Source organism: Paenibacillus sp. FSL R5-0810 (genome assembly GCF_038002285.1).
Classification (GTDB): domain Bacteria; phylum Bacillota; class Bacilli; order Paenibacillales; family Paenibacillaceae; genus Paenibacillus_AQ; species Paenibacillus_AQ lactis.
Genome location: NZ_JBBOCF010000001.1, coordinates 3427360 through 3450748 on the forward strand (window position 1 = coordinate 3427360; position 23389 = coordinate 3450748).

The 23389-nt window shown below is 53.2% G+C and carries 25 protein-coding genes; 6 read left to right on the forward strand and 19 right to left on the reverse strand.

The window, feature by feature from the left end; translation table 11 throughout:
- Window positions 1-119: 119 nt before the first annotated feature.
- The 14 genes from MKX76_RS15545 to MKX76_RS15610 form a co-directional block, all read right to left on the reverse strand.
- Window positions 120-1523: a glycosyltransferase family 4 protein gene (locus tag MKX76_RS15545; RefSeq protein ID WP_341034118.1), complete on the reverse strand. Its 1404-nt coding sequence runs from the start codon at window positions 1521-1523 to the stop codon at window positions 120-122.
- Window positions 1524-1671: 148 nt separating this feature from the next.
- A complete protein-coding gene (locus MKX76_RS15550) occupies window positions 1672-2793 on the reverse strand; it encodes a CgeB family protein (protein ID WP_007130792.1) in 1122 nt (373 codons plus the stop codon).
- Between the two features lie 46 nt (window positions 2794-2839).
- Complete coding sequence (locus tag MKX76_RS15555) at window positions 2840-3910, reverse strand: CgeB family protein (protein ID WP_007130793.1); 1071 nt, start codon at window positions 3908-3910, stop codon at window positions 2840-2842.
- 206 nt (window positions 3911-4116) lie between these two features.
- A complete protein-coding gene (locus MKX76_RS15560; RefSeq protein WP_007130794.1) occupies window positions 4117-4425 on the reverse strand; it encodes a hypothetical protein in 309 nt (102 codons plus the stop codon).
- Between the two features lie 22 nt (window positions 4426-4447).
- Window positions 4448-4747 (reverse strand): hypothetical protein, encoded by a 300-nt coding sequence (locus MKX76_RS15565; protein WP_007130795.1) that lies wholly within the window; start codon window positions 4745-4747, stop codon window positions 4448-4450.
- A complete protein-coding gene (locus MKX76_RS15570; protein WP_007130796.1) occupies window positions 4747-5055 on the reverse strand; it encodes a hypothetical protein in 309 nt (102 codons plus the stop codon). The genes MKX76_RS15565 and MKX76_RS15570 overlap by 1 nt, the downstream gene beginning before the upstream one ends.
- A gap of 37 nt (window positions 5056-5092) precedes the next feature.
- Entirely contained in the window at window positions 5093-5383 is a 291-nt protein-coding gene (locus MKX76_RS15575; RefSeq protein ID WP_007130797.1) for a hypothetical protein, read from the reverse strand.
- 135 nt (window positions 5384-5518) lie between these two features.
- Window positions 5519-6250, reverse strand: a complete 732-nt coding sequence (locus MKX76_RS15580) for a glycosyltransferase family A protein (RefSeq protein WP_341034120.1) — start codon at window positions 6248-6250, stop codon at window positions 5519-5521.
- A complete protein-coding gene (locus MKX76_RS15585; RefSeq protein ID WP_007130799.1) occupies window positions 6247-6978 on the reverse strand; it encodes a sugar phosphate nucleotidyltransferase in 732 nt (243 codons plus the stop codon). The genes MKX76_RS15580 and MKX76_RS15585 overlap by 4 nt, the downstream gene beginning before the upstream one ends.
- A complete protein-coding gene (locus MKX76_RS15590; RefSeq protein ID WP_028406440.1) occupies window positions 6975-7736 on the reverse strand; it encodes a glycosyltransferase family 2 protein in 762 nt (253 codons plus the stop codon). The genes MKX76_RS15585 and MKX76_RS15590 overlap by 4 nt, the downstream gene beginning before the upstream one ends.
- Window positions 7733-8674: a glycosyltransferase family 2 protein gene (locus tag MKX76_RS15595; protein WP_007130801.1), complete on the reverse strand. Its 942-nt coding sequence runs from the start codon at window positions 8672-8674 to the stop codon at window positions 7733-7735. Before MKX76_RS15595 ends, MKX76_RS15590 begins: the two co-directional genes overlap by 4 nt.
- Window positions 8675-8799: 125 nt before the next feature.
- Window positions 8800-9657 (reverse strand): glycosyltransferase family 2 protein, encoded by an 858-nt coding sequence (locus tag MKX76_RS15600; protein ID WP_341034122.1) that lies wholly within the window; start codon window positions 9655-9657, stop codon window positions 8800-8802.
- Window positions 9658-9839: 182 nt separating this feature from the next.
- Window positions 9840-10415 carry a WIAG-tail domain gene (locus MKX76_RS15605; RefSeq protein ID WP_341034123.1) on the reverse strand — a complete coding sequence of 192 codons (576 nt, stop codon included), beginning with the start codon at window positions 10413-10415 and terminating at the stop codon, window positions 9840-9842.
- Between the two features lie 282 nt (window positions 10416-10697).
- Complete coding sequence (locus tag MKX76_RS15610) at window positions 10698-11843, reverse strand: glycosyltransferase family 4 protein (RefSeq protein WP_007130804.1); 1146 nt, start codon at window positions 11841-11843, stop codon at window positions 10698-10700.
- A gap of 323 nt (window positions 11844-12166) precedes the next feature.
- On the opposite strand from MKX76_RS15610, the gene MKX76_RS15615 reads away from it, so the two are divergent.
- Window positions 12167-13276, forward strand: a complete 1110-nt coding sequence (locus MKX76_RS15615; RefSeq protein ID WP_341034124.1) for a YheC/YheD family endospore coat-associated protein — start codon at window positions 12167-12169, stop codon at window positions 13274-13276.
- Window positions 13277-13423: 147 nt separating this feature from the next.
- Here the strand turns inward: MKX76_RS15615 and MKX76_RS15620 are convergent, their stop codons facing one another.
- From MKX76_RS15620 to MKX76_RS15640, 5 genes are all read right to left on the reverse strand, one after another.
- Window positions 13424-16189: a DUF5704 domain-containing protein gene (locus tag MKX76_RS15620; RefSeq protein WP_341034125.1), complete on the reverse strand. Its 2766-nt coding sequence runs from the start codon at window positions 16187-16189 to the stop codon at window positions 13424-13426.
- A gap of 534 nt (window positions 16190-16723) precedes the next feature.
- Entirely contained in the window at window positions 16724-17665 is a 942-nt protein-coding gene (locus tag MKX76_RS15625; RefSeq protein ID WP_341034126.1) for a copper amine oxidase N-terminal domain-containing protein, read from the reverse strand.
- A gap of 354 nt (window positions 17666-18019) precedes the next feature.
- A complete protein-coding gene (locus MKX76_RS15630; protein ID WP_007130808.1) occupies window positions 18020-18418 on the reverse strand; it encodes a helix-turn-helix transcriptional regulator in 399 nt (132 codons plus the stop codon).
- A gap of 102 nt (window positions 18419-18520) precedes the next feature.
- On the reverse strand, window positions 18521-19261 hold the full coding sequence (locus MKX76_RS15635) for a hypothetical protein (RefSeq protein WP_341034127.1): 741 nt from the start codon (window positions 19259-19261) through the stop codon (window positions 18521-18523).
- Window positions 19262-19484: 223 nt separating this feature from the next.
- Window positions 19485-19640 (reverse strand): hypothetical protein, encoded by a 156-nt coding sequence (locus MKX76_RS15640; protein WP_341034128.1) that lies wholly within the window; start codon window positions 19638-19640, stop codon window positions 19485-19487.
- Window positions 19641-19907: 267 nt separating this feature from the next.
- Between MKX76_RS15640 and MKX76_RS15645 the strand changes: the two genes are divergently transcribed.
- The 5 genes from MKX76_RS15645 (at window position 19908) to queE (ending at window position 23324) form a co-directional block, all read left to right on the forward strand.
- On the forward strand, window positions 19908-20336 hold the full coding sequence (locus MKX76_RS15645; protein ID WP_341034129.1) for a hypothetical protein: 429 nt from the start codon (window positions 19908-19910) through the stop codon (window positions 20334-20336).
- 37 nt (window positions 20337-20373) lie between these two features.
- On the forward strand, window positions 20374-21078 hold the full coding sequence (locus MKX76_RS15650) for an AIM24 family protein (protein ID WP_007130813.1): 705 nt from the start codon (window positions 20374-20376) through the stop codon (window positions 21076-21078).
- Window positions 21079-21368: 290 nt separating this feature from the next.
- Window positions 21369-22049, forward strand: coding sequence for a 7-cyano-7-deazaguanine synthase QueC (gene queC, locus MKX76_RS15655; protein ID WP_341034130.1), 681 nt, complete (start codon window positions 21369-21371; stop codon window positions 22047-22049).
- Window positions 22046-22537 (forward strand): 6-carboxytetrahydropterin synthase QueD, encoded by a 492-nt coding sequence (queD, locus tag MKX76_RS15660; RefSeq protein ID WP_007130815.1) that lies wholly within the window; start codon window positions 22046-22048, stop codon window positions 22535-22537. Before queC ends, queD begins: the two co-directional genes overlap by 4 nt.
- Window positions 22530-23324, forward strand: a complete 795-nt coding sequence (gene queE / locus MKX76_RS15665; protein WP_445669844.1) for a 7-carboxy-7-deazaguanine synthase QueE — start codon at window positions 22530-22532, stop codon at window positions 23322-23324. Before queD ends, queE begins: the two co-directional genes overlap by 8 nt.
- Window positions 23325-23389: the final 65 nt, after the last annotated feature.

A 23389-nucleotide genomic window follows, 5' to 3' on the forward strand; every position in this document is an offset into this window, starting at 1 on the left:
TCCCTTGCCAACTTAATCACAGATCCGAGGGCGATCATTGACGCAGCACGATCATTCTTCTGCTTTAAGCGGAGACAGCAGCTGTCTGGTCTGGTCCTTTGCTCTGCTAGTTCGTTGTGCTATGCCTTTCTTCGCCTCACGGACGTTCTGCGTATTCTTATTTTTGTCGCCCGGCGTCTTGCTTTTCTAAGCTCAAATCTTCTGCTCTTTCGGGCAGTGCGTAGATGCGGAAACGAGAAGCCTCTCTTCTTCCGGTTCCGTCCCCGGCTTTTATGACGTGATGAAGGCAGCAAATGCCGGAAGTTGATCGCCTTTTTAATTTGGAACCATGAAGGCTGCTCCGTCATCCAGCGAGTAACCATGCCGTTGACGCGTGCTCTGTAGAGTTCAGGACCATAGACGGACACCACCTGTGCCCTGTTTTGCTGCCCCAATGCCTCCCCGTGATCGGATTGCTCCAAAACGGCCGCCACTTTTTCCGCTAAAGAGGCCGGGCTCGAAGGTTCTGCCAGCATCTGCGGGCATCCTACAGCCGTAAGCATTTCCGCAAGCCCGCCGGCAGCATAGGCAACGACCGGTTTCCCATAGAGCAGTCCCTCAAGGGCCGTAAGGCCAAATCCTTCCGGAACCAAACTCGGCACTACCACAATATCCAGTGCAGGGTACACTTGCTCCATATCCTCCTTGGATCCGGAAAATATGAACCGGCTTTGCGCGCCGGCAGCTTCGATGCGTTCCCTGCATTGCTTCTCATAGCCTGGATCCATCACACTGCCTACGATTAGAAACAGCGCTTTAGCGAATGTGTCCTTAAGGGAGAGGGCCATGTCAATAAAATGGTGCACGCCCTTCGTTTCGATGAGAAACGAGGAGATCATGCCGATAACCGGAATGTCCGGGCCGATGCCGAGTCTGCTCCGAAAGGATTCCCTAAGTGCGGGCCATATTTCGGGATGAATGTCGAGATCGTTCCAGGACGGAGGAAGAATCGTCATCTTGGACTGCCTGACATCCACAGGAAAATACTGGGCCACGGATTCGGAGATACTGATGATCCAGCTGCTGTATTGGTGTATCAGACTAGCCGACAGGTGGGCGTACCCGTTATTCGTAATCATCTCGGTCAGCTGCCATAGAACCGGGATACCAAGCTTCTTCCCTGCAACAGCCGGAAGCAAATGCACGCAGGTGTTGGTAACGATGACGCTCGGCGACTCGCCAGCGATCCACTGGACGAAGGAGCGGAATACCGAAGTGGATACCAGCCTGTCAGCCTCGGCAAGCAGACCCGGACCAGGGGTGTATATACTGTGCAGCAGAGGGACCTTGTAGATTCTGACATCATGCCCCGACGCTCTGGCGAGTGTTGTCAGCCTGCCTTCATTTGGGGCAACCAGAACGCATTCGAAATAAGGGGAGATTTGCTGGCAGAAGAACAGGAGCAGTTTTTCCGCTCCCGTTATGCTTGTCGGATTACAAACGTGCGAGAATATCAACATCTTCGGTTTAAGGACCATCGGCATTGTCCGCATCTCCAGTAACCGTGGTTTGAGCGCAGTACCGGATGCGATCCACCTCCTTTTCACCCAGTTGGTACAATATATTAGAGAGACAAAGATACCGTAACGACACTTGTTCCTCCAGCATTCAACTATTTATGGCTTCATGCCCTTAAGGAAAGATGACCGAGAGCAGCGTATTCAGACGGTGCGCATAGGTATGCTCCCCATACGTTCTCTCCAACGCGCGGTGCGCAATGTCTTTTCGATGCTGATCGTTCGCAAGATAATATTCGATCTTCTCCAGCAGCTCACTTTGCGAACGGTACGTCTCAATCTCGATGCCCGGCGTATAAAAACGCGCCAAGTCCTCTCGCTCGTCGACTAGCTGCAGCGTTCCGCAAGCGTTGATCTCGAACGTTCGCGGATTCGGCGATGCGGCAGGAATTCGGCCACTGTTCTGATTGATATCATCGTCATCGACAGCCCGGTGCAGATTAATGATGATTTTGGCGCTGTTGTAGACGTCTGCGGTCTCCGCAGGGCCCATCCACTTATTGACCTCGATCCTGTTGCTGAATCTGGCGTAACCCGGGAGCCGTTCCCACCAGTTGCCGCTGATGAAGGTACGATGCCGCATCAGCTGATCCATGATCGGCTCGAAAAAACGGATCCGCTTCGGATAAGCCGTGCCGACGAATCCGATGTCCCGGCTCGCTGCCGCCGGCATGGCGATGGGGCGGTAATGGAGCGGGAAGGCGCCGAACGGCAAATAGTGAACCTGTGCACACCCCAAATTCTGATAATGTGCTACGCAGTTCAGCTCCAGCGTAAATATATAATCATAGTGATGAATCCAGCCGACCGATATATCCGTGTAGTACGGATCATCCGTCATCCAAACGGCGGTCCGCAGCCCCATCGACCGGATGGCGTCCATCTGCTCCACAGGCATATACATCCCGTCCAGCACCAGCACGAGGTCCGGTCGGGTCCGGCTAGCCTCGGCCGCCACATCCTGCTTCGCATCCGATACGGTCACTTGCGAAACCATCGTATGCAGAGTTGCAATAATCGCCTCATCGATCGGAGAGTACGGGAAGCCTTTACCCGAGCTGACAAATAATACATGCAGATTCCGCAGCGTAGGGGCGTACAACACCCGATTCACGATTCCTTGCGACTTTCCACGGAAATATCCATCCATATAACCCTGTTGCAAGCCGGAGCTGCGCCCTTGCTCGTAGGCATCGGCAGCAGCCCGTTTCGGGCCTGCGGCAAACATTCTGGGCATCCGCTTCACTCCTAACGTTTTTGTGTTTTCCGACACACGCGACCGTTCATAACGGGATTTTTCCCAGCAGCTCGGGAAGCCTGTGCGCATAGGTATGCTTAGACATCGTAGAGGCAACCGCACGCATGGCTATGCTCCGGCGGTGATCCTCGTTGGCAAGATAATAGGAAATCTTCTGCTTCAGCTCCTCGACAGAACCGAAGGTTTCAATGTCGACGCCGGGTGTATAGTACATGGTTAAATCCTCGCGGATGTCCGTCAGCTGCAGTGTTCCGCAAGCATTGATTTCAAACGTCCGCGGGTTGATCGAACGTCCTTGCAGATTCATAATGTTGCGATTGTCGCTCCCTCTTTCGCTTGGGCGGTGCAGATTGATCACGATCTTCGCCCCGTTGTAGAATTTAACGGTTTCGGCTGCCGGAATGAATCCGCTGTACACAAAAGGCGACAGCTCCTTGTAACGGGCCAGCCTCTCCCAAAAACCGCCGATAATGCGCACACGCTTACCGGCCAAAAACGGAGCCAGCTCATCGAATAAGGCGGCGCGGTTGCGGAAGGCGTTGCCGATAAAGCAAATATCCGACTGATAGGCGGGTCCTGCCATGGTCGGGGCAAACAGCTCCGGGTGAACGGCGAGCGGCATATAATGCACCTCCTGCGCTCCAACGCTTTGATACAGTTGAACGCAGCTGAGCTCATGCGTGAACACGACGTCAAAGTGCCGGGACAGTTCGGGCGTTTCATCCGTGAAGTAGGGGTCATCCACGAACCAGATCGCTGTTCGAAAGCCCTGCTGACGCACTTGGTCCAACGATTCACGGAAATGCTCCGGAAATACATGCAGGCCGTTCATGACCAGAATCAAGTCCGGTTTTACCGACAGCGTCGTCTCCAGCAAGGTTTCGGGGCGCCCGACGATGCATTCACGGACCATGCCGCCAAGCGCCTTCGTGATCCCTTCGTCAATCGATTCAAACCCTTGGGGAATATACAAAATTCTTGCATCGAAAAATGGCGGCGCCGCAGGCGGAATGCGCTCTATAAGCGCGCGATATCCTCCAACGCGGTAGCCTTCGTTATAGCCGGCCTGATAGCCTTCCTTCTGACCTTTACGCATCGCTAAACTCACGGCTTTTCACCCTGTCTTTTGTGAGATTTGCTCAGGTTCATATAACTATATGCCGGGAGGACGGATGCATCATGGACGATTGTCCACTAATGCCAAGAAATTGGCGCATGCCCGTAATGCATCAAGCTTGTCCCAACCAAAAAGCGGTTCTCATGGATGGGTATGTTCCATGAGAACCGCTTGGAGCAGCTCCTTCATGAGATTGGAGGAGGGGCTGCCAGACCGTCTTCATAGCCTTTCGCGAATCCGGCTTTGAAGCCTTCATCATAGGCTTGGCTGTAGCCTTGATTATAGGCTTGGGAAGAAGCCGGAAATACACGTCCTACCCTTCTCAAACGGTAGCCTCCACGAGCTCCCCGGCGTCTGGATAGTCCGGATTTGGCCCGGCGACGGCGCCTTGGGCCTTGAACCACCTTCAGACGATGCATGCCGGGAAATGACCTTCTGCTGCCGGCCGGCCGAATTCTCCCTCTCTTTCGCACGGCGGAAATCTTTATTTTCATTTCAATAGCCTCCTGTCCCGCTTCAATTCATTCTTGCGATGTTCTCATTCGGGCTTGCCGAGCATCCGTCCGCAAGCCAGGGCGACGTCGGATTTCCCGTCTTCGTCCGGTTCAGCGATATGCCGGTCAGCATCTCTGTCATCACCGATTGGTAGGCGGTCAGAAGCCTGATATTCTCCGCTAGCGTTCGCGCAGTCAGATCGGAATGGGCAGAAATATCGGCAATGCTCTCCAATATACCGGCAAGGGCCTCCTGGCTTCTCGCAATCGACGAGACAATCGCAACTCTCGCCGCATGTTCACGGTGAGTGCGCGTATTCATTAATCGGAATCTCCAAATTCAAATTCATCAAACCCTCCGCCGGCACTCCGCTCCTCCGTACCGATGGCGATCCGCAAATTCCGGCATAGTCCGGATCCGATCCGTGTCAGCCCCTCAATCTGCTCCACGATTTGCTCGTGAATGGTCAGGGTTTCCTTCAAGCCATTCATGGCAGAGGGCTCCTGCGAAACGACCCATTCACGGACTTTTTCCGCTTCAACGGCCTTCCCCTCCAGTATCAAAGAGGTCTCCCGCTGAATAGCGACAGCTGCATCCAGCATACGCATCAAAGACTCTTCTTTGCTCACTTTATTTTCCCGCCCTTGTCATCCGGTATAGGACCGGTTATTCTTCCTCTTGCTCACGAAGCTCTTTCAGCACGATCTCCAGGTTATCCGCTGCAGTCTGCTGCAAATCAGCCATCGCGTTCAGGTAGGCTACGATGCTGCGGTTGATTTGCTCCGCCTGACCGCCGGAAGACCGCGCTCCATCGGCCACTCGAAACTCATATTCAGGCAATGCATGTATAATTTGAGCCATGCGAACAGCAGAATGGCGCTGCGCCTCCAGAATCCGAGCCAACTGCTGCTGAGAATGCGAGAGATGCGCAAGCATATCATCGATCCGGCTTTCCATGTCAGTACACTCCTTCACTCTCATCTACCCTCCAGCATATGCGGAGAAGAGATTCCCTGTGCCAAACCCCTTCATCCCCCGCATCCTTTTCGGGCACGTGCTACAGCTTGCCGGAACACAAAAAAGCCGCCGGAATCACGTAGCGGCCGTTTTGTTCTCATTGAAAATATCGGATCGGAAGATGCGCTGCGTCTTTTCTAGCCGATCAAGCCACTTCTGCAGATGCTCCTCCACCGTCATTGTGCCCTCGTCCCACCATCCGATTTCGGCCGGCAGCTTCCTCCGGAACAGCACGCAGCCGATCCTGTCCCTAACCGTCTGTTCCTCTTGAAATGCGGACTGCTCTTGAGCCTGGTCAAACGGGGGACTCAAGGCTCGGGATGCAGCACATACGACCTTCGCTTCCGGATGATGCTCAAGCTCAAAGAGCATTTCACCGATCCAGTTGTCGCAGACGGGGGCAGAATCGGTCAACACGGCAATGTACTCGCCGAGCGATACCTTCATCGCCCGATTGACCACTTGAACCAGGTTCTCCCCCTGACTGCCTTTAATATGCCGGAGCGCTCCGCTTCGGTCGTGAAAATACCGCCTGCTGGAAACCGACGCACCGGCATCTGCAATAAGCACCTCGTAAGGGTGGGGCGTTGCGGCCTCGATTTGCTGGATGATGCGGATCACCGCATCGTCGTGGGGACGGGCGGGAATAATGATGCTCGGTCCCTCGAATACCGTTCCGCTGTCTTCCCGGCCGAGCTGATACCCTAGTGCATATCCCGCTTGATAACCGGCGCGGTAATCGCCGGAAGCCGCCCCTCTCTCCTCCACAGGGTGGAATGCTATGCGTGCAGTTCGGCGTCTGTTCATGGCAGAACATCCTTCATATGAGCCGCCGCCTCCTGTAATGACTCAAAGGTGCCGGCATCACACCACCACTGCTGCAGGATGTCATACATCAGCTTGCCGTCTGCTGCGTACAGGTTGTTGACATCCGTGATCTCCAATTCGCCTCTCTCCGAAGGATGGATCCGGCGAATGATGTCAAACACCGCATCATCATACATATAGATTCCGGTCACCGCTTGGCGGCTGCGGGGATTAATCGGTTTCTCCTCGATGAAGAGCAGCTTTCCGCTCCCGTCCTCGGCAAATACGGGCACGCCATATCTATGCGGGCGATCCGTCGGGCTAAGCAGCACCATCGCCGTGCCCGGCGGCTGCCCCATATATTTCTGGATGAACGGCTTCAACTCATCTTGAAACAGATTATCGCCCAGCAGAACGACAAACTTTTCCCCAGGCAGGATATAACCTCGCGCCAGCTCCAGTGCTTCCGCAATCCCGCCAGCCTGCTCCTGGACTCGGTAGGTCAGGTTCACGCCAAAATCCCGGCCGTTCTCCAAATACTCTGCATATAATCCAACCGATTTGGAGCCGGTAATCAGCATGATATCCTCGATACCGGCTTGATGGAGCTTGTGAATGCCGTATGCGATCATCGGATGCCTGCCTACCGGAAGCAGGTGCTTATTCATATATTTCGTTAGCGGAAGAAGACGGGTTCCGTTTCCTCCAGCCAGCAATACCCCCTTCATGATGCGTCACCTCTCTCCTCGATGAACTGTAACGGATCCACTTTCCATTTATCTACAAACCGCTTGCGGTTCCGCTCCACCAACTCTTGGAACCCTCCGGGGTACCGGTTTCGGAAGCTAGCGCTTCCTTCATGATGGACCAGCACATTACCGGCTACCAGCAGCTTGAAGCCAGCCAGGCGGGCACGGTAGCAGTAATCATCATCCTCGTAATGTCCCGGGGAATACATCTCATCCAACAGGCCGATACGCTCCATCACCGTACGTTTAAACAAGTAACATAACCCGACGATGCGGTGGACTTCCTTCCACTTTGCGGGGTCCGGCACATTCCAGGACTCGGCCTCACGAATAAAGCCCGCTAAATCGCTGTATCCGACCTTCACCTGCTGGATGCCGCTGGCGTAATTCGTTACTGGTCCCACAATCCCGATGTCCTCCCTGCTGTACAGCGCATCCAGCATATAGGACAGCCAGCGCGGCGAGGCAAAGCAATCGTTATTCAGCAAGAGCAAATTGTCGCCGGAGGCGATCCTCAAACCGCGATTGCAGGCGACGGGAAACCCTGCGTTATCCGGCAGGGATACAAGCAGCAGCTTCTCACGAATACAATATGCAGCTGTGCCGTCACGGGAACCGTTATCCACCACGATTATTTCGTAGGGCACGTTGGTATAAGCGCGGATATGCTCCACACATGTCCGAAGAAGATGAAGCCCGTTATACGTTGGAATAATAATGCTCGTCAGTCCGCTCATATGCCGTTCCTCCGTATTGCGAATTCGTCCCGGGACACCTGTCCCCATTGCAGGCGGGTGCCGGCACTCTTCATGGCTTCCATCAGGGCCTCGATATGATCCCCAATGATCAGCCGGGCTACCGGATTATCCCTGCCTCGGTTCATCGTTCGTCTACGGTTGACGCTGAGCACATCTACCGTTTGAACCGCCTGGATTCGAAGCCCTGCCCGGATGGCAAGCGTCTGCGCTTTCGGCGGTACGGCAAGATTATCGTATCCGATCATCTCGATCGCCCTTCTTGACAGGGCATGGGGGACAGCGGTCATCGAATTCGCCTCCAGATCATCACGTCCCATCATCCGGTTAAGAAAGGTCTTGCAGCGGGTGACCTCATCCTGCCGGTCAAACGCAGGCAAGAGAGGCATAATATCATTGAGTGCCACGTCCACGCCCCGATCTGCCGCCACCAAAAAGGCGGACAGTAAATGAGCGGACACCGGCATATCTCCATCTATAAACAAAACGAAGTCTCCCGTACTCAGCTTCGCTCCGATTCCACGCGCCACATCATGCCCAAGCCGCTCGGCGATATGAACGACGATCACACCGTCGAAGGAACGCGCTGCAGCAAAGCTGCCGTCTTGGCTTCCGTTCACTACCACAATGATTTCATGGAAGGGAAGCCGCTTGAGCTCCCTCAATACCGCCGGCAGCGAACCCGCCTCGTTGCAGGCGGATACAACCACCGAAGGACGTCCTGCCAGAGGCGGCATTAGAGGGGAGGGAATCTGGCTGCCGGAGCTTCGGACGAAGCCGCGGCGGAAGGATTCCGCAACGCCGGGCAGCAGGCGAAACAGCTGTCCGGCAGGCAATGCGGCCGATGCCAGCCACTGCCCAAACGCGGCGGCTGCGGCGCCTCCCCTTCTTCCCGCCAAGCGGCCGGCCGTCACTGCCATCCTCCCCCACCTGCCGTTCCGCAGGAAACGTAAGCCTGCGTTCCGTACTAAGCTTCTTCCCGGACGCCTCCGGCTTCGCCGGCGGATTAGCGCTGATGCTTTGGGGCCGTGCCTTTTCACACTCGTCACCTCACCATGCTCCGTCTTCGTTCTCCATCATGAAATCCTCCGCGCACACCGCGCTCCGCCACCAATGCAGCCAATGCCTCCAGATGATCGCCCAGCACAAGCTTCTCGAGCGGATCTCCTCCGGCAGCCCGACCCGGGTTCAACCGGCCGACCTCTACCCGATGCACTGCCTCGACGCGCAATTCCCTGCACACCGCCGCAGCCTGGGCCTTCGGCGGCACGGACAGGATCTCGGCTCCGATCGTCTGCAGGGCACGTCGGCTTATGGCATGCGGAACAGCGGTCATGGATGCTCCCCGCAGATCGGGCCTGCCCAGCATGGAATTTAATGTATACTTCGCAAGAATGACCCGGTGCACCAGCGATCGGTCAGTAGGACCCGTATAATCGTTTAACGCCACATCGACTCCGGATTGCACCGCATGCACAAATGGCTTCAATTCGCTAGAAGGAATCACCATATCGCTATCCGTAAACAGTAAGATTTGGCCCTTGGCCGCCTGTGCGCCCACGCTTCTTCCCACATCGTTGCCCAGCGGGTCGGCAAAAGCCAAAACCTTCGCTCCCATACGCTCCGCTGCCATTTCCGTATGGTCCCTGCAACCATTCGCGACAACGATAACCTCCGTTGCCGGATGGACGGCCCTCGCTTCGGCGATCACGGCGGCAATCTTGCCGGCTTCATTCATAGCCGGGATAATGACCGATACCAACGGTTCCGGATGGTTCTGCTTGGGGATCAGCGGTTCAAAGAAACGGTAGGTCAGCCTTACCGGCGCCGTCTCCGGGACCTGCGGCGCGGAAGGGCGCCGGACCCTTGATCTTCTTGGTCTTAACCGCTGCACGTGACGCATGATCGTATTCCTCCTCCGCAAAGGGGTCTCTTTTCTCCTCGGCAATCTATGCTATTGTATGTAAGACATCCGGCACCGTAACGGCATATGTACAGTCATCTCTGCTTGACTTACCTCGTGAATCCTGGATGCATACAAAAGGGCTGGAGTCGCCTCCAGCCCTGCTGACCGTTATGCTCTGCCTACTTCAAGCCGATGGCAATCCAGGACAGCCACCCTTCACCTGCGAGGCTGTCTTGGGGTCTTGTAATTCCTACAACCGCCTGCAGTTCATTTTTTGCGCGAACGCCCGCCTGGAATGCCGGGTCATTGCATGAAACGACCATCACATAATTTCCATCCGGGTAAAAGGCCTGCAGTGTTACGGATACATCCATTTCCGTGGCGCCTTCCGGGAATATGAACGGTATTTGACCGAACTGCTGCATCACCGGCCGTTCCGCCGCTCCCTGCACAGGATTAAAATTCAGATGCTCTAATTCCACGGAGTTTAACGCGATCTTGGAGGATGTAATCGATTCAGGAGACAGATGAATGCTGTACACGGAATAATCTTCGATGGCTTCGCTTCGCACACTCCGATGCTTAAGATGGGAAGCGCTGATCGTATCCTCGGCCAAAGCATACTCCGAGTCGCCGTCTGCCCGATCGGCTCCGGCCGTTGTTTTTCCCCTGAAGGCGGATGTCCGGAGACGTCCGGAATATCGCCGGCAAGGGCGTATCCCTCTCCCTCTCGTAATCCTTCTGGCTTTGTTCACTGTCGGCTCTCTCCTCTGCTCTAATCGTTACATTCATCCTATTCGGGAAGGAGGGCTCCTGCCACTGCACCCGGGTTTTGCATGCAGACATGTTATTTCCCGGGCTATAAGCTAGAGCACCCCGGCTTACTTGCAGCCGGTGTACTAGTATCCATTCCGAGCCGGCCCGATTATGAGGATTCCGTAAAAAGGGCAGGCATCCATGATCGATTGTAGATCGTATAAATATAAACCGTTAAGATTGCGTATTTCTTTTGTCCCGTTTGTTTCAGATGGTCGGACTCAGATCGTCTGCATCAGCCGCACCCAGCGCTCCGCGGTATGGTCCCATCTAAAGCGCTGGCGGACCGCTTCACGGCCAGCCATCCCGAGCCGAATGCGCAGCTCCTCGTTCTTCAGCAGACGGTCAATCTGTTCAACGAGTCCGGTCTGCAGCTCATCCCCTTTGACCAAATATCCCGTAACGCCGTTTTCAACGATTTCCGGTATACCTCCTGCACTTGCGGCGATGACCGGCACACCGGCTGCCATCGCTTCTACGTTCACGAGTCCGAACGCCTCCCTTGGAGCGGACGGGACGACAACGACATCCGCCAGCGAGTACCAGTCCGCGATAGCCGGATACGGAACAAAGGGGCGAAAATGCACCCACTTCTGATATGGCCTTGCCGCTTGCTTCAGCTCCCGGACATAAGCGGTTTCCCGGTCGGATCCGTAAGCCGCGCTTCCGACAATAAGAAGCAGGACATTCGGATGTCTTTCGACCAATTGAGGCAATGCTGCGATGAGATGGTGAACGCCTTTGTCCGGAATGAGCCGTCCGGCAAACATAACAATACGACGTCCGCTCCAGCCAAAGTGCGCCAGCCTCCCTTCTTTCAGCGCTTTGGCCGCCGGACTGAACGGCGGAGTGAAATGCTCGAGGCGGACACCGAGATGATTGATCGTCATTTTCTCATGGAGCCATGGGTATAGCGAGGTTATTTCCTCCAGCAAAAACCGGCTGTTGACGACAATTCCGTCCATCCAGCGGGCGATGCTCCCAAATCGCTGCCGGCTTATATAAGGCGGGGAGATGAAGGTATTCGAATGAAGATTCAGCACGATTTTGATATCCGGAAGATGCATCTTCAGACGCTGGGCCAGAAGCGGACGATTGTGCACTTCAATGATGTCGGGTCTCCACTTCTGAAGTCTTCGCAGCAGGGAGGAATAGTAGCTGGCACCGGCCGGCAGGCGGTAGCACGGCACTCCTCCAATCGTGTCTTTAACAGGCAGTCCTTTGCCCACCACACCATAGATTCGGACGTCCATCGCCTCTTGAGCTAAAGGAATGATCTGTTCGACGACCCGCTCCACGGAACTGCTCCTTCCTGATGGAATGACAAAAGACCCCGGCGTCACGACCGCCACCTTCCGTAAACTCATATCTTCACATCCTTCTCGCAGCATATCTATTAAAAATTTCCTTATCCACCCCATTGGATTCCCGATATTCATAATTTCGCGGCAACCCGTTCGGTGTATAGAATTTGATACGATTCATAAATATTCCGGCCATGCTCTCCTCCGGTGCCTGATTTTCACCGTATCCGATGTGCCTTCTCCCCCGTCCCATAGGGAAGCGAACATGCTCCCCTGAAAGAATAGGCCAACCATGCACGACACCCGTCCATCCGGGACAAACTTTCCTATGCATACGATGAGATACGAAAAAACTACAAAGATTTGTGGCAGCAAGGAGGATGACCATGCATCCGGAATTTGTCGGCATTCTGCTTAACAACAGCACGTATCGCAGAATTTCCAGCGGGAGAATCGGTACCGAATCACTGAGCAACTATGAAGAAGCAGCTGCCATATACGGACTGGTTCCTTGTTTTTTTACCATCCGCCATATTTCGCTTGAAACCGGAGAGGTCACCGGATTTATGCCGAAGCGGCCGTACGGATATACACGCGTGCGTATTCCGATTCCACGGGCGATTCATATGCGGGCCATTTATTCCCATCGGCGGGAACGATCCCAGATCGAAGATCTTATCCAGCACGGATTCTTCGTATACAACGGCCGCACCCGGTACGGCAAGGATGCTATACATCGTATGCTGGAGCAGGACCCAGAGGTCACACCTGCCCTGCCGCATACGGTAAAAGCTACCGCTGCCTCCATTCGAACGATGCTTCACGAGTATGGCGACCTGGTCCTGAAGCCCTGCAGCGGCAGCGTAGGCGTAGGGATCATGCGGTTGCGAAGCAGTCCGCCGGGGGGCAGCTTGCTCACCTACTCCCGCTCCTCTCCTTCAGCGAAGGGCTGGCGAACCGTGAAGCTTGCAGCCGGAAATCTGCATCCGCTGATCTTTCAGCGAATCCGGCGGGCTCCCTTTCTTGCCCAGGAACGCATTCCGCTGGCCGAGTATAAGGGACGCCCTTTCGACATCCGCGTCACCGTTCAGCGGGGAGGCAGCGGAGCCTGGGAGGTAGCGGGCATGTTCGCCAAGACCTCGCCGCCGCGCACATTTGTCTCGAACATCGCCCAGGGCGGATCGGCTTACCAGGTCCCGTATATCCTGCAGAACAGCCTGCCGGACCTGCCGGTTCCGCTCATGATGAAACGAATCACGGAATTTTCCCTTCATATCGCCCACGTGCTGTCCCTGTTTATACCGTATGCAGCGGACTTCGGTCTCGACATCGGAATTACTGCGGATGGGAAGCTATATTTCATCGAATGCAACGGATGTGATCAGCGCTACGGATTCTTAGAGGCAGGGATGGAGGAAGCGTGGAGAACCGCTTACCGCAATCCGATGGCCTTCGCCCGTTATCTATATGATCACCAGGCATGGCCCGATTACTAGTCGAACACTTTTGAGATCAAGTCTGCTGAAATTAGATGGACCGCAGGCACAAAGGAAAAAACGGGCCAATCAAGCATTTCGAAGCTTGATTGGCCCATCTTTGAATGACGCTCCAAGCCAGGTTGCAGCAAACCTGCTGTAAAGACATTAATGCGGTACCCTGGAAAGGAAGTCCCCCTTACTGGATTTGTCGCCATGATAGAATACGACATCGCCATCGAGCAGGCTGAATCGGTGCCCGTAGGGATCGGTATAAGAACTTGCGTACCCCTCCAGCCTCCATTGGTTCATCAGCGGAGCATGAATATACTGCAGATGCGGCCTTGCCGTGTTGCCATCCCGGATCGATTCGAGGTTAAACCGAACGATGATATATCCTTTTTTCAGAAAAATATCGGACTTTTCATCCAATCGCCGGGTTCGACCGTACTCTGCAATATTCGTTCCTTTCTTGACGACATATACATCAGAGGGAATGCTGTATTCCCCATACCACCGCTGGATTGCAGCGTTGGCTCGCCCGGCATCCACCGTTGCCGGCAGCCCTGCTTTCGGCCCGATCAACGTACGCACCCCTGACGGAAGCAGAAGCCAGTCATACCGGCCAACCCAGGTCTTGGATTTGCTAAGCTTCTCGATATACTGCTTGGTGAACGCTTCAGCAGGCATGCCGGCTGATGCCCCGCCTTGACGGTACAGATGGTCGGCTGTATCCCGAAGCTCTGCTAACGGCACGTTTCGAAGCCGCTCGTTCAGAATGACATATCGCTTCTCCGTGTCCTCAGGGGAGCCGATTCGTATAAACTTTCGGTCTCCGCTGTGGTAGTACAGATCCACCTCCTGCCGTCCCGTTCCATCCTTGCCCACAAAATAAAAGCTAGGCGTGATCGCGATCCCGTCTGCGGCACCGAACATATTGCCCTTGGTCTTCAAATCGAATTTGAAATGGTAGCCCGTCTTCACGGCGGCATTGTTATACCCTTTAGCCGGATGCTTCCCTGGCGCGATTGGGAGCATGTATGGAGCGGTATTCCCCCGGACTCCCCCATCGATATCCCGAAGTCCCGTCCAATAGGAGACACCGCTTGGAACGGCGCTCCCCTTCTGTTTGCGGAAGACCCCCTCCCAGTTATAATCCGCGATATCGGTAATATGAAAATCATACATCCGCCCGATCACCTCTACAGGCTCGATGTCTGTGGCTGCATGGTGGATCAAATCCACATTTGCGCCCGACTGCGTCGTATAATCGGGCGGCGCATTCTCAGCAATCGTACGGAAATACACCTGATAATCCCCTTCATCAACCCAGACCGGCAGGAAAAATTCCGTATCGAGCTGGGCTGTCGGGATCGTGATCCACGTATTTTTCGGGTAGAACGTCCGCTTATCACCGCTGTACACATCAAACGGAAAATAGACCTGCTTCGCTCTTACATACTTGGCATAATCCCGATTTCCGTAACCCGGAATATTGCGATGCTGTCCGGACGTCGGGATGCGTACCGTAAACGGTCTGTCCAAAATAAAGGCAGACCGGTCCGGATTCGGCACCGTCTTTTGATTATGAGCCCGATCATCCGTTACGGAGGAATAGTTGACCACGGGAGTATGAACGGTGACCGTATTGATACCGTAAATCGGGAACTCCTTGTCGCTGCCTCCATTTATGCTCCCCGGCAGCAGGCCATACGCGATTGTACCGGCGCTTGTTGTATTCGCCCGATTGGCCTTATCGCTGCTAATCATGTTGCCGGGCTTGTACAGCACGTTCTCGCGGATCTGAGGCGGCTCGGGAATGCTTCCCGGCGTGGGACCGCTCTCCACAGTCCGGCGGCTGTCCATAATCGTTGCTCCGTTAAAAATGAGGGAGTCATTGGCGACCTCCACTTGATCCACGCCGGCCTCTGCGATGCTTTGCAGATTTTCGCTAGGCGGGGATGGCTTGCTCTTGTAAGAGCTGCCTCCGTAGGAGCCGGACGGCGCTATGATCGGATCCGGCGGGGAAGGCGGATAGAAAGCACCCGTTTGGCTGGTTGAATACTGCGGCGGCTGATAGCCTTGCGGATCAAGGCGGATTTCATTGCCGGGGAGCGCATAATTTCGGAGCAGGCCTTGGTTGATTCTGTATACTTCCAGGTTGTCGATCACCCAATAGGAGTAGGGACGCTTAACCGTATATCGCTCCGTCACTTTCTCTTCCGCTTGCTGGGGATCCGGTACCGTGGTCGGCTTACCGTCCGGTCCTTTTGGTCCGGGCTTGCCGGGATCCCAGTGCAGTGTCCAGCTCTTCTCCACATTCACTTCAAATGTGCATACCCCGGTCATTTTGACAAACGTGTTCTGAACAAGATAGCTGCGAGCCAGAATGTTGCCGTATAAGCTCTCGGAGGTCGGAATTCCCTGCAGCACGTCAAAGCGTTCGCTGCCACGCTGATCGGCCAGGATCTTCGCCGTCACCACCGGGTCCATATACCGTCCGTTGATCGTCTGCCCTGGAGCGGGCTCCGTACAGGCTCCGGTTGACGGGTCAGGCGGGGGCGGTGTGTCCCTGGTTGGTTCGTAGTAAAAGTACAGGTAATAGGTAGGGAAAGACCCGTCATAGGTAAACGGATACGGATCCCCCGGCGTAATTGGGCCGCCGCTCGGAGCAGCTATTGTGCTCTTCTTATGCCCCTTGTATGTATAATCCGCATTGCCCGGTGTGTGCGTAAAAGCATAGGGCTTATCCTTCTCCAGCTTCTCCTCCCGGTCTGAAAAACCGGGGACTCCATGTAGCGGTTTCCCTGTAGTGGTGTAGTGTTTAATAATCGCATTTCCTTCCGCCGGTTCAAGCTCGATTTCGAATAAGGTAGGGAAGTAGTAGCGCCAGCCTTCGACGAGCGGTTCAAAGTGTTTTCCGTTTTTATCCATCTCCTCTTGTCTCCGGTCAATAGCCATTGGAGCTACTAGGAGAGCATCAGTAACATACACAGGAACGTTGGCAATGTTAGTACCTTTCCCTGTCCATTGTCTTCCAGAAAAAAAATATGAAGGTGACGTAGCTCGTATGTAATAATCTCTAGGATTCTGAGCCATTTCAACGGAACGTGAAGCTTCAAAGATTTTATCTCCATACTGCCGATTATAATCAAATTTGCTTACCCGAATATCCTTTATTTTACGAGAGGAGTTAAATTCAAACATGTAATCAAAGCCATCTACATCTGTCTTACCGCCAGGTGGTGTATTAACCCATTGCCCAGCAGCATTGCTCCAAGTTTCATAGTATACCATTCCAACAAAATAAAATTTATCATGGTTGTTGGGATCTTGAAACATCCGATTGACTCCGATGGCTTCTGCTTTACCGGGATTTATAATAAGTACAGTAGTGACTAGCACTAGGAAGGAAAACGTAATCTGAGCAAACTTTTTTAATTTCGCACTCAACATACCGTGACTCCCTTATTTAAATGGATTAATGAGTGCCACGATATAGTCATCAACTTTGTACGTGCTGAAGGCAATGTAATCAGCTTTATTTAATTTAAATTTGGTGTAGTCATGGGTCTGAATGTATTTTCCTGTTTGGAATTTATCCGTACCGTTTACGACCGGATAATAATTTGTTGCAGTACCATCCCTGTTATTCTCGAATGCATTATCTACCCCGGTACGATATTTTGCATAATCATTTTTAACCATAAAGAAAATTGGTGTTCCCCTCTCTGAACTGCGTATGGCAATGTATTCATAACCTTTTCTTTTCACTAACTTGATGTCATAAATAATCTCACCATTACCTAGCTTGATTGGCAACTGTTTCGTCGTAATAACCTTTATCCCTTTGAATAATTGACCAACATCAGTAGTCTTTTCAAATAAATACGGATTTTTCATATACGCCTTAAAATCACTCAACGGCCGCAGCTTAAACTCCGCATCATCGGTATTCCGGAATGTTTTCTCACCAATCCAGACCCACCGGCCAACCTTATCCCACTCCACCTTTTCGCCCAGCCCTTCACTGACAAGCCGCAGCGGCACAAAGGTACGGTTTTGTTTCAAGATCACCTTCGTCCCGTAGTCTTTCGCTTTCCCGTTCACCTGGGCGCTCGTTTGGCCCACGGTCATTTTTACAAGGTCATCGCCCTTTCGAATTTCAACGATCGTCTTGCCGCCAGACTTGCTGTAGCTGATCTTCCCGCCGAGCGCTTCGGAGACGAACCGGATCGGTACCATGACGCTGCCTTGGCTATCTTGGAACGGCTTGGCATCCGGAAAGCTCAGCTTGTTAGCGTTCAATAGGACTTCAACCTGACTTGGGCTCGAGGCCTCTGCTCCATAGGTCCCCACTACGGATAATGCCACCATACTCAACAACATCGTCAGAATGATTTTTTTCATCGATCTTCATGCTCCCCTCTCCATTTCTCATAAACTAGTTATGCATGTCGTGCATCCCTTGCACGGATCTCCTTTCTACGCCCTTGCTTAGGGACGTTGTGCCGCTATACCCCCATCCGGATCAGCAATTGACAGATTCTGATCCCTAGAGATAAATTGTAGTCATTTTATCATATATTCATATAATTTGGTATATTATCCCTATATTTTCATAGTCTTTAAGACACTATTCGCATTGAAGAAGAATGAGTTTATAGTCCTAAACAACAAAAACCCCGAATGACTGTCACATGCCAATTCCATGTGCTTCATTCGGGGCTTCACATTTACGATGTGCGATTTCGTCTGCGAAAATTAGGCTTGGACAGAGGAATCATCACGGTCCCCCGCCTGGATTTCGGCCTTTTCCGCACTTTGTTTATATACGGCAGCCAGCACTTTTTCATAAGCGCTTTCAAATTCTATGGGCAGCAGCGGTTTGATTTTGTCCATTACGGGCATCAGCTTGAATAGTGCCTGCACCTCTTCTTCCGTCAAACCAAGCGGATACATGGCAAAATGGCCGATAAACGTATATCCGCGCCCGCGCCCCTGGTGGGTGATGGGGATATGCATCGCGCTGAGCGCATCCATATCACGATAGATGGTTCTTTCACTCGTTCCGCAGCGTTCCGCAAGCTCTCTCGCCAAAATTCCGGGTCTTGCTTGTACAAGGGTAATGATTCTCATTAGTCGGATCAGTCTGTCTGTCATATGCATTCTCCCTATCTCTCTAGTAAATTAGACGTATATTTTATGACTATAAAATAGTACATTCGACCCTGATATCATTTTTCCTTTTTTGGACAAAGATTCTTAATAACTAGCATCAGAATAAGCCTTAAGTCCTTGTCTTTTCGCAATGCGGGAACGGAACTTACGGTATGTATCCATATACAAAGTGCTTAACCTATACAAAGCCTCCGCTTCTTTTAAATAATCGGCATCCTCTAAACGTGCGGCGTACAGCAGCATTTCATCGGCCCGTCTAAGAATAATCGCTTCCCCTTCGGCCAGTTTTCCACGCTGCATTTCCTGTCTGGCTTGCTCCACGATCATCGGATTCTGCAGCAATTTGAGTGCCTTTTCCACACGATGATCGGCGCCCCGCTTTATTAATGCCGTACTGTTGCTGAACTGGAGGGGGATTGTTCGAGACGGCTGCAGCACCATCTTTTGTTTGATCACATCCAGATAAGTCCACAGCATCGTGACAATGGGGTAAACACCTGACGGCCGGGGGCCGACCGACAGATCGAGCACCAGCCGCCTTACCTTTCCTTCGGACAATGTGCCCAGCGATAATGAGAGATTCCGGTCATTCAGCATTTCGCCTTCGCATCCGTACATACCACCAAGCTGCACGCGCTCACCCAATTGGAGATGCAGTTGAACTTGATCCGCGAGCAGCTGTTTGGAACCTTTTGCCGGCAATTTCGGCCCTAAGACTCCACCCCTCCACTCGATCAGCAGAAAGACTTGATTACAGCCGCTAGCTGCTACCTGGTTATGGCTCCATAAAAAATCCGAATACAACCCTGACTGCAATACATCCACCTCTTTCCTCTTCTTCTAATAATGTACCAATAGAGATGGACATCTTACTGTCATGGAACATATGTTCGATAAATGTTTTCGACAAAAAAAGACCGCAGCCTCTATCGCTGCAGTCTTTGTCATGGATTCTGTCAGAGCCGATTAGATAACCGGCAACCGCCTTGTCATTCCTCCCAGGGAACCCAAAGCTCCTTCTAAAAAAAGTAGTCGCTGTATGACCTGCTTAACCAATCACCGTGCTCGCAGCCCTGCTCGCTTCACTGCGGGCCTCCTCTGCACGCCCGCCGGGCGCGTAGGTGACTTTATCAATAACCAGGCCGTTTCCAACCGGTTTGCCGTTTACGGTAATCATGATTTTTTTCACGTTATTGTTATTCATATGCATAATCTCCTTATTTCGAAAATTCTATTAGTTTGTCATCTTGTTCAAAAGCGTGTCTATTATTCCTTGTCGGATTCTGCCTTTCATGCCTGAGCATGCTTGGCCGCTGCTTGCCAACATCTATTTACCCGATTCAACCGCCTATTAAACATCCTGGCGGCCCGAGATGAAACGCCGCCTCTCCAGTGGGTAAATGATACTATGGAAACTTGTTCCTCTATCATTTCGTATGTACTATTATATATCAAAGGACGGTGATCCCTCATGGACAAGTCTGCACGATCTAAGCTGATCCGACTTTCTTTGATATTACTGGCGACAGGGATCGCGCTTCCCCTCGGAGGCCGCACGGCCAGCGCCGGCTACATCAGTAATTTGTACGACAATATACAGCAATTTCGTGAATTGCCGCAAGAGGTTACCGAGCTGAAGGACAGCTATAATCAAACCTTGCAAGAGCTGGATCGGGCTCGGATGAATACGGAAAAGCTCCAGCAGCAAAATGCGGAGCTAGCGGAGCAAAATCGGCAATTGACGCAAATGGTGAACCAGCTGCAGGAAGCGGAAGCCGCCCGAAAGCGGGGAGCGGAACGGCTGAAGAACCTGGCGATTACGGCGGCCGCGCTAGCTGCAGGATATTTTTTGCTGATACGCGCCCTTCGATTCGGCATGCGCCGAACGAACCGCTTTTAAATAAGCAGCCAGTCAGACTGATAAAGGAGGTGGGCGTGTGATTATCCGAATGGAAGATACGTCCGGCGGCGGGGCTGGACAAGCGGTTACCTTTTCCTTGGCCGACGGCGACATTGCACATGTGCTGCATCCCGATCAGATTGTAGCGTACCGGGGTCCCTCGACCGGGCGAAGCGACCGTCTGATGAACGTGAAAGGGATATACCGGAAGAAGAAGCTGATCCGCGCCGACATCAGCGGTCCCAGCCAGTTTACGGCGGCCCTCCCTCCGGGCTTCAACATGCATGAGATCCGGCTGGAAGGCGGGGAGGACATGCTCTACGATTTCAGGCATGTATTCTTCTATACCAGTAATGTAACAATGCAGACCCGTATTTTGAAATTTAAAAATATGCTCGTTACGCGGGACGCCATTAAAATGAAGTTTTCCGGCAGCGGCAGCATCGGCATCCTGACCCAAGGTCCGGTCTGCAAGGTGAAGCTGCACCCTACGGAGCCGCTATACGTCGATGCAGGCAGCATCATTGCCTATCCGGAAGGAGCCAAACTGGATTTGACCGTATACGGTAACCACCTGGCAAGCCAGCATATGAATTACCATTGGAAGCTTACCGGAGAAGGATATGTCCTGTTTCAGGCCGGGCGGCAGAACCAGCGGCTGGTCGACGAATTCAACGATGAAGGGATTATCAAGCGCTTCTTACGGGAAGCAATTCCCTTTGGCGGAGTGTTTATCAAATAATGTCCCCGTGTTATAATGTAGGGCATAAGTACCCGGCTGCAGCGCAAGAGCCGCTAGCGGCCGCTAGTGACAACAGAAGACAAGTCCATACGCTGCAAAGCGTATGGGAGAGGTTCGCGAACTCCCTCTATAAAAAACTACATTGTCTTATTCGGCATCGAATTATCTTTTTTAAGCTGCCGTGAAAATAAGGCTTGTTTTTTTGCGGATTCAGTTCAAGAACTTCTCTATTCTTCTACGGGATCGGCCTTCGGGCTCCCCTAAAACTATGAAGAATGAGAGGTTTTTTTATGCTTAAACATGAAAAAGCGGTCGTCGTGTTCAGCGGCGGCCAAGACAGCACCACCTGTCTGTTCTGGGCGAAGGAACGCTTTGCCCAGGTGGAGACGGTCACCTTCGATTACGGCCAGCGCCACAAGCTTGAGATCGAATGCGCCGCCCAGATCGCCAAAGAACAAGGCGTGAAGCAAACCGTGCTCGATATGAGCCTGTTGAACCAGCTGGCTCCCAATGCGTTGACACGCACCGATATTGAAATCAAGGAAGGCGACCAAGGCTTGCCAACCACGTTCGTGGAGGGTCGGAACCTCCTCTTTCTTAGCTTCGCTGCCGTCCTTGCGAAAGGAATCGGAGCCAAGCATCTCGTAACCGGCGTATGCGAGACGGACTTCAGCGGCTATCCCGATTGCCGCGACAGCTTTATCAAATCGCTCAATGTGACGCTGAATCTGGCCATGGACTATCCTTTTGTCATTCATACCCCGCTCATGTGGCTGGACAAAGCGGAAACATGGGAGCTCGCAGACCAGATGAACGCCCTGGAATATATCCGTGATCATACGCTGACCTGCTATAACGGCATTAAAGGCGACGGCTGCGGGGAATGCCCTGCCTGCAAGCTGAGAAAAGCCGGATTGGATAAATATTTGAGCCGCAGGAACGCGAGCGTTGAAGGGGGGCGCACGGTATGAGCCGAGAGCCTGGAGCATTTCGGATCGTTGAACGGCTGCAGAAGCTCGGCGAGGATATCGATGCCGGCAGCCTGCGCTACCACCGGAAGCGCGTGCTCGTCTCCAAGGAATTTACGTTCGATGCAGCACATCATCTGCATGCTTATGAAGGAAAATGCAAGAACCTCCACGGGCATACCTATAAAGTCGTATTCGGCATCAGCGGCATTCCGGATGAAGTCGGAATTACCGTTGATTTCGGTGAAATTAAGGACATATGGAAATCGGAGATCGAGCCTTATCTCGACCATCGATATCTGAACGAAACGCTGCCTCCGATGAACACCACGGCGGAGAATATGGTCGTATGGCTGTTTGAGAAAATGGAAGCCGCCCTCAGCGCCAAGCCATCCCATGAGCAGCAGGGAACGCGCACCGAATTCGTGCGTTTGTTCGAAACACCGACCAGCTATGCCGAGGTCAGACGGGAGTGGATGCTAGGTGAATAATCAGCATAGTAAGGCAGAGACCGGCACAAGCGGAGGCGCATTCGCTGCGGCAACCGTCGACCGCCCCATTCCGGTAATGGAAATTTTCGGCCCTACCGTACAAGGCGAAGGGATGGTCGTTGGCCGAAAAACGATGTTCGTCCGCACGGCGGGCTGTGATTACCGCTGCGCCTGGTGCGATTCCGCGTTTACGTGGGACGGATCGGCGGCAGATTCGATCCGCAAGATGAGCACTGATGAAATATGGCAGGAGCTGTATCGTCTTGGGGGAGAACGGTTCGACCACGTCACCCTTTCGGGCGGCAACCCCGCCCTGCTGTCCCAATTAGGCTCCCTTGTGGATGAGCTGCACCGGCACGGCATTACCGTTGCGGTAGAGACGCAAGGCTCCCGCTGGCAGGATTGGCTGAACGACATCGATGAAGTCACCATATCGCCGAAGCCGCCGAGCTCCGGTATGGAGACGGATTGGGAGAAGCTTGACATCATGATCTCCCGCTTGTCCGCGCGCCAGCCCGGCCGCTCCTTCAGCTTGAAGGTGGTCGTATTCGACGATGCCGATCTGGCTTACGCCGAAACGGTGCATGAGCGATATCCGAATGTCCCGTTTTACCTGCAAACCGGCAACCCGGATGTCAGCACAAGTGATACGTCCTCCCATGTCAGCTACCTGCTGGAGCGATACGAGTGGCTGGTGAATGCGGTTATGCAATCCGATCGGCTCAACGATGTGCGCGTCCTTCCCCAGCTGCATACGCTCGTATGGGGCAATAAGCGCGGCGTCTAGACAGCTGTCCGGCATACCGCTTGATGGCCTAATGAACCTGAACAGAAAACGATTATAATATAGAG

Bases quoted from the DNA above. Each gene is read 5' to 3' on its own strand.
- MKX76_RS15640 (WP_341034128.1), bottom strand. From the start codon at position 19,640: ATGAATAACAATAACGTGAAAAAAATCATGATTACCGTAAACGGCAAA.
- MKX76_RS15610 (WP_007130804.1), bottom strand. From the start codon at position 11,843: ATGAGTTTACGGAAGGTGGCGGTCGTGACGCCGGGGTCTTTTGTCATT.
- MKX76_RS15595 (WP_007130801.1), bottom strand. From the start codon at position 8,674: ATGGCAGTGACGGCCGGCCGCTTGGCGGGAAGAAGGGGAGGCGCCGCA.
- MKX76_RS15590 (WP_028406440.1), bottom strand. From the start codon at position 7,736: ATGAGCGGACTGACGAGCATTATTATTCCAACGTATAACGGGCTTCAT.
- MKX76_RS15555 (WP_007130793.1), bottom strand. From the start codon at position 3,910: ATGCGTAAAGGTCAGAAGGAAGGCTATCAGGCCGGCTATAACGAAGGC.
- queD (WP_007130815.1), top strand. From the start codon at position 22,046: ATGAGCCGAGAGCCTGGAGCATTTCGGATCGTTGAACGGCTGCAGAAG.
- MKX76_RS15625 (WP_341034126.1), bottom strand. From the start codon at position 17,665: ATGAAAAAAATCATTCTGACGATGTTGTTGAGTATGGTGGCATTATCC.
- MKX76_RS15550 (WP_007130792.1), bottom strand. From the start codon at position 2,793: ATGCCCAGAATGTTTGCCGCAGGCCCGAAACGGGCTGCTGCCGATGCC.
- MKX76_RS15645 (WP_341034129.1), top strand. From the start codon at position 19,908: ATGGACAAGTCTGCACGATCTAAGCTGATCCGACTTTCTTTGATATTA.
- MKX76_RS15600 (WP_341034122.1), bottom strand. From the start codon at position 9,657: ATGCGTCACGTGCAGCGGTTAAGACCAAGAAGATCAAGGGTCCGGCGC.
- MKX76_RS15545 (WP_341034118.1), bottom strand. From the start codon at position 1,523: ATGCCGATGGTCCTTAAACCGAAGATGTTGATATTCTCGCACGTTTGT.
- MKX76_RS15560 (WP_007130794.1), bottom strand. From the start codon at position 4,425: ATGAAAATAAAGATTTCCGCCGTGCGAAAGAGAGGGAGAATTCGGCCG.
- MKX76_RS15575 (WP_007130797.1), bottom strand. From the start codon at position 5,383: ATGGAAAGCCGGATCGATGATATGCTTGCGCATCTCTCGCATTCTCAG.
- MKX76_RS15580 (WP_341034120.1), bottom strand. From the start codon at position 6,250: ATGAACAGACGCCGAACTGCACGCATAGCATTCCACCCTGTGGAGGAG.
- MKX76_RS15585 (WP_007130799.1), bottom strand. From the start codon at position 6,978: ATGAAGGGGGTATTGCTGGCTGGAGGAAACGGAACCCGTCTTCTTCCG.
- MKX76_RS15565 (WP_007130795.1), bottom strand. From the start codon at position 4,747: ATGAATACGCGCACTCACCGTGAACATGCGGCGAGAGTTGCGATTGTC.
- MKX76_RS15615 (WP_341034124.1), top strand. From the start codon at position 12,167: ATGCATCCGGAATTTGTCGGCATTCTGCTTAACAACAGCACGTATCGC.
- MKX76_RS15620 (WP_341034125.1), bottom strand. From the start codon at position 16,189: ATGGATAAAAACGGAAAACACTTTGAACCGCTCGTCGAAGGCTGGCGC.
- MKX76_RS15630 (WP_007130808.1), bottom strand. From the start codon at position 18,418: ATGACAGACAGACTGATCCGACTAATGAGAATCATTACCCTTGTACAA.
- queC (WP_341034130.1), top strand. From the start codon at position 21,369: ATGCTTAAACATGAAAAAGCGGTCGTCGTGTTCAGCGGCGGCCAAGAC.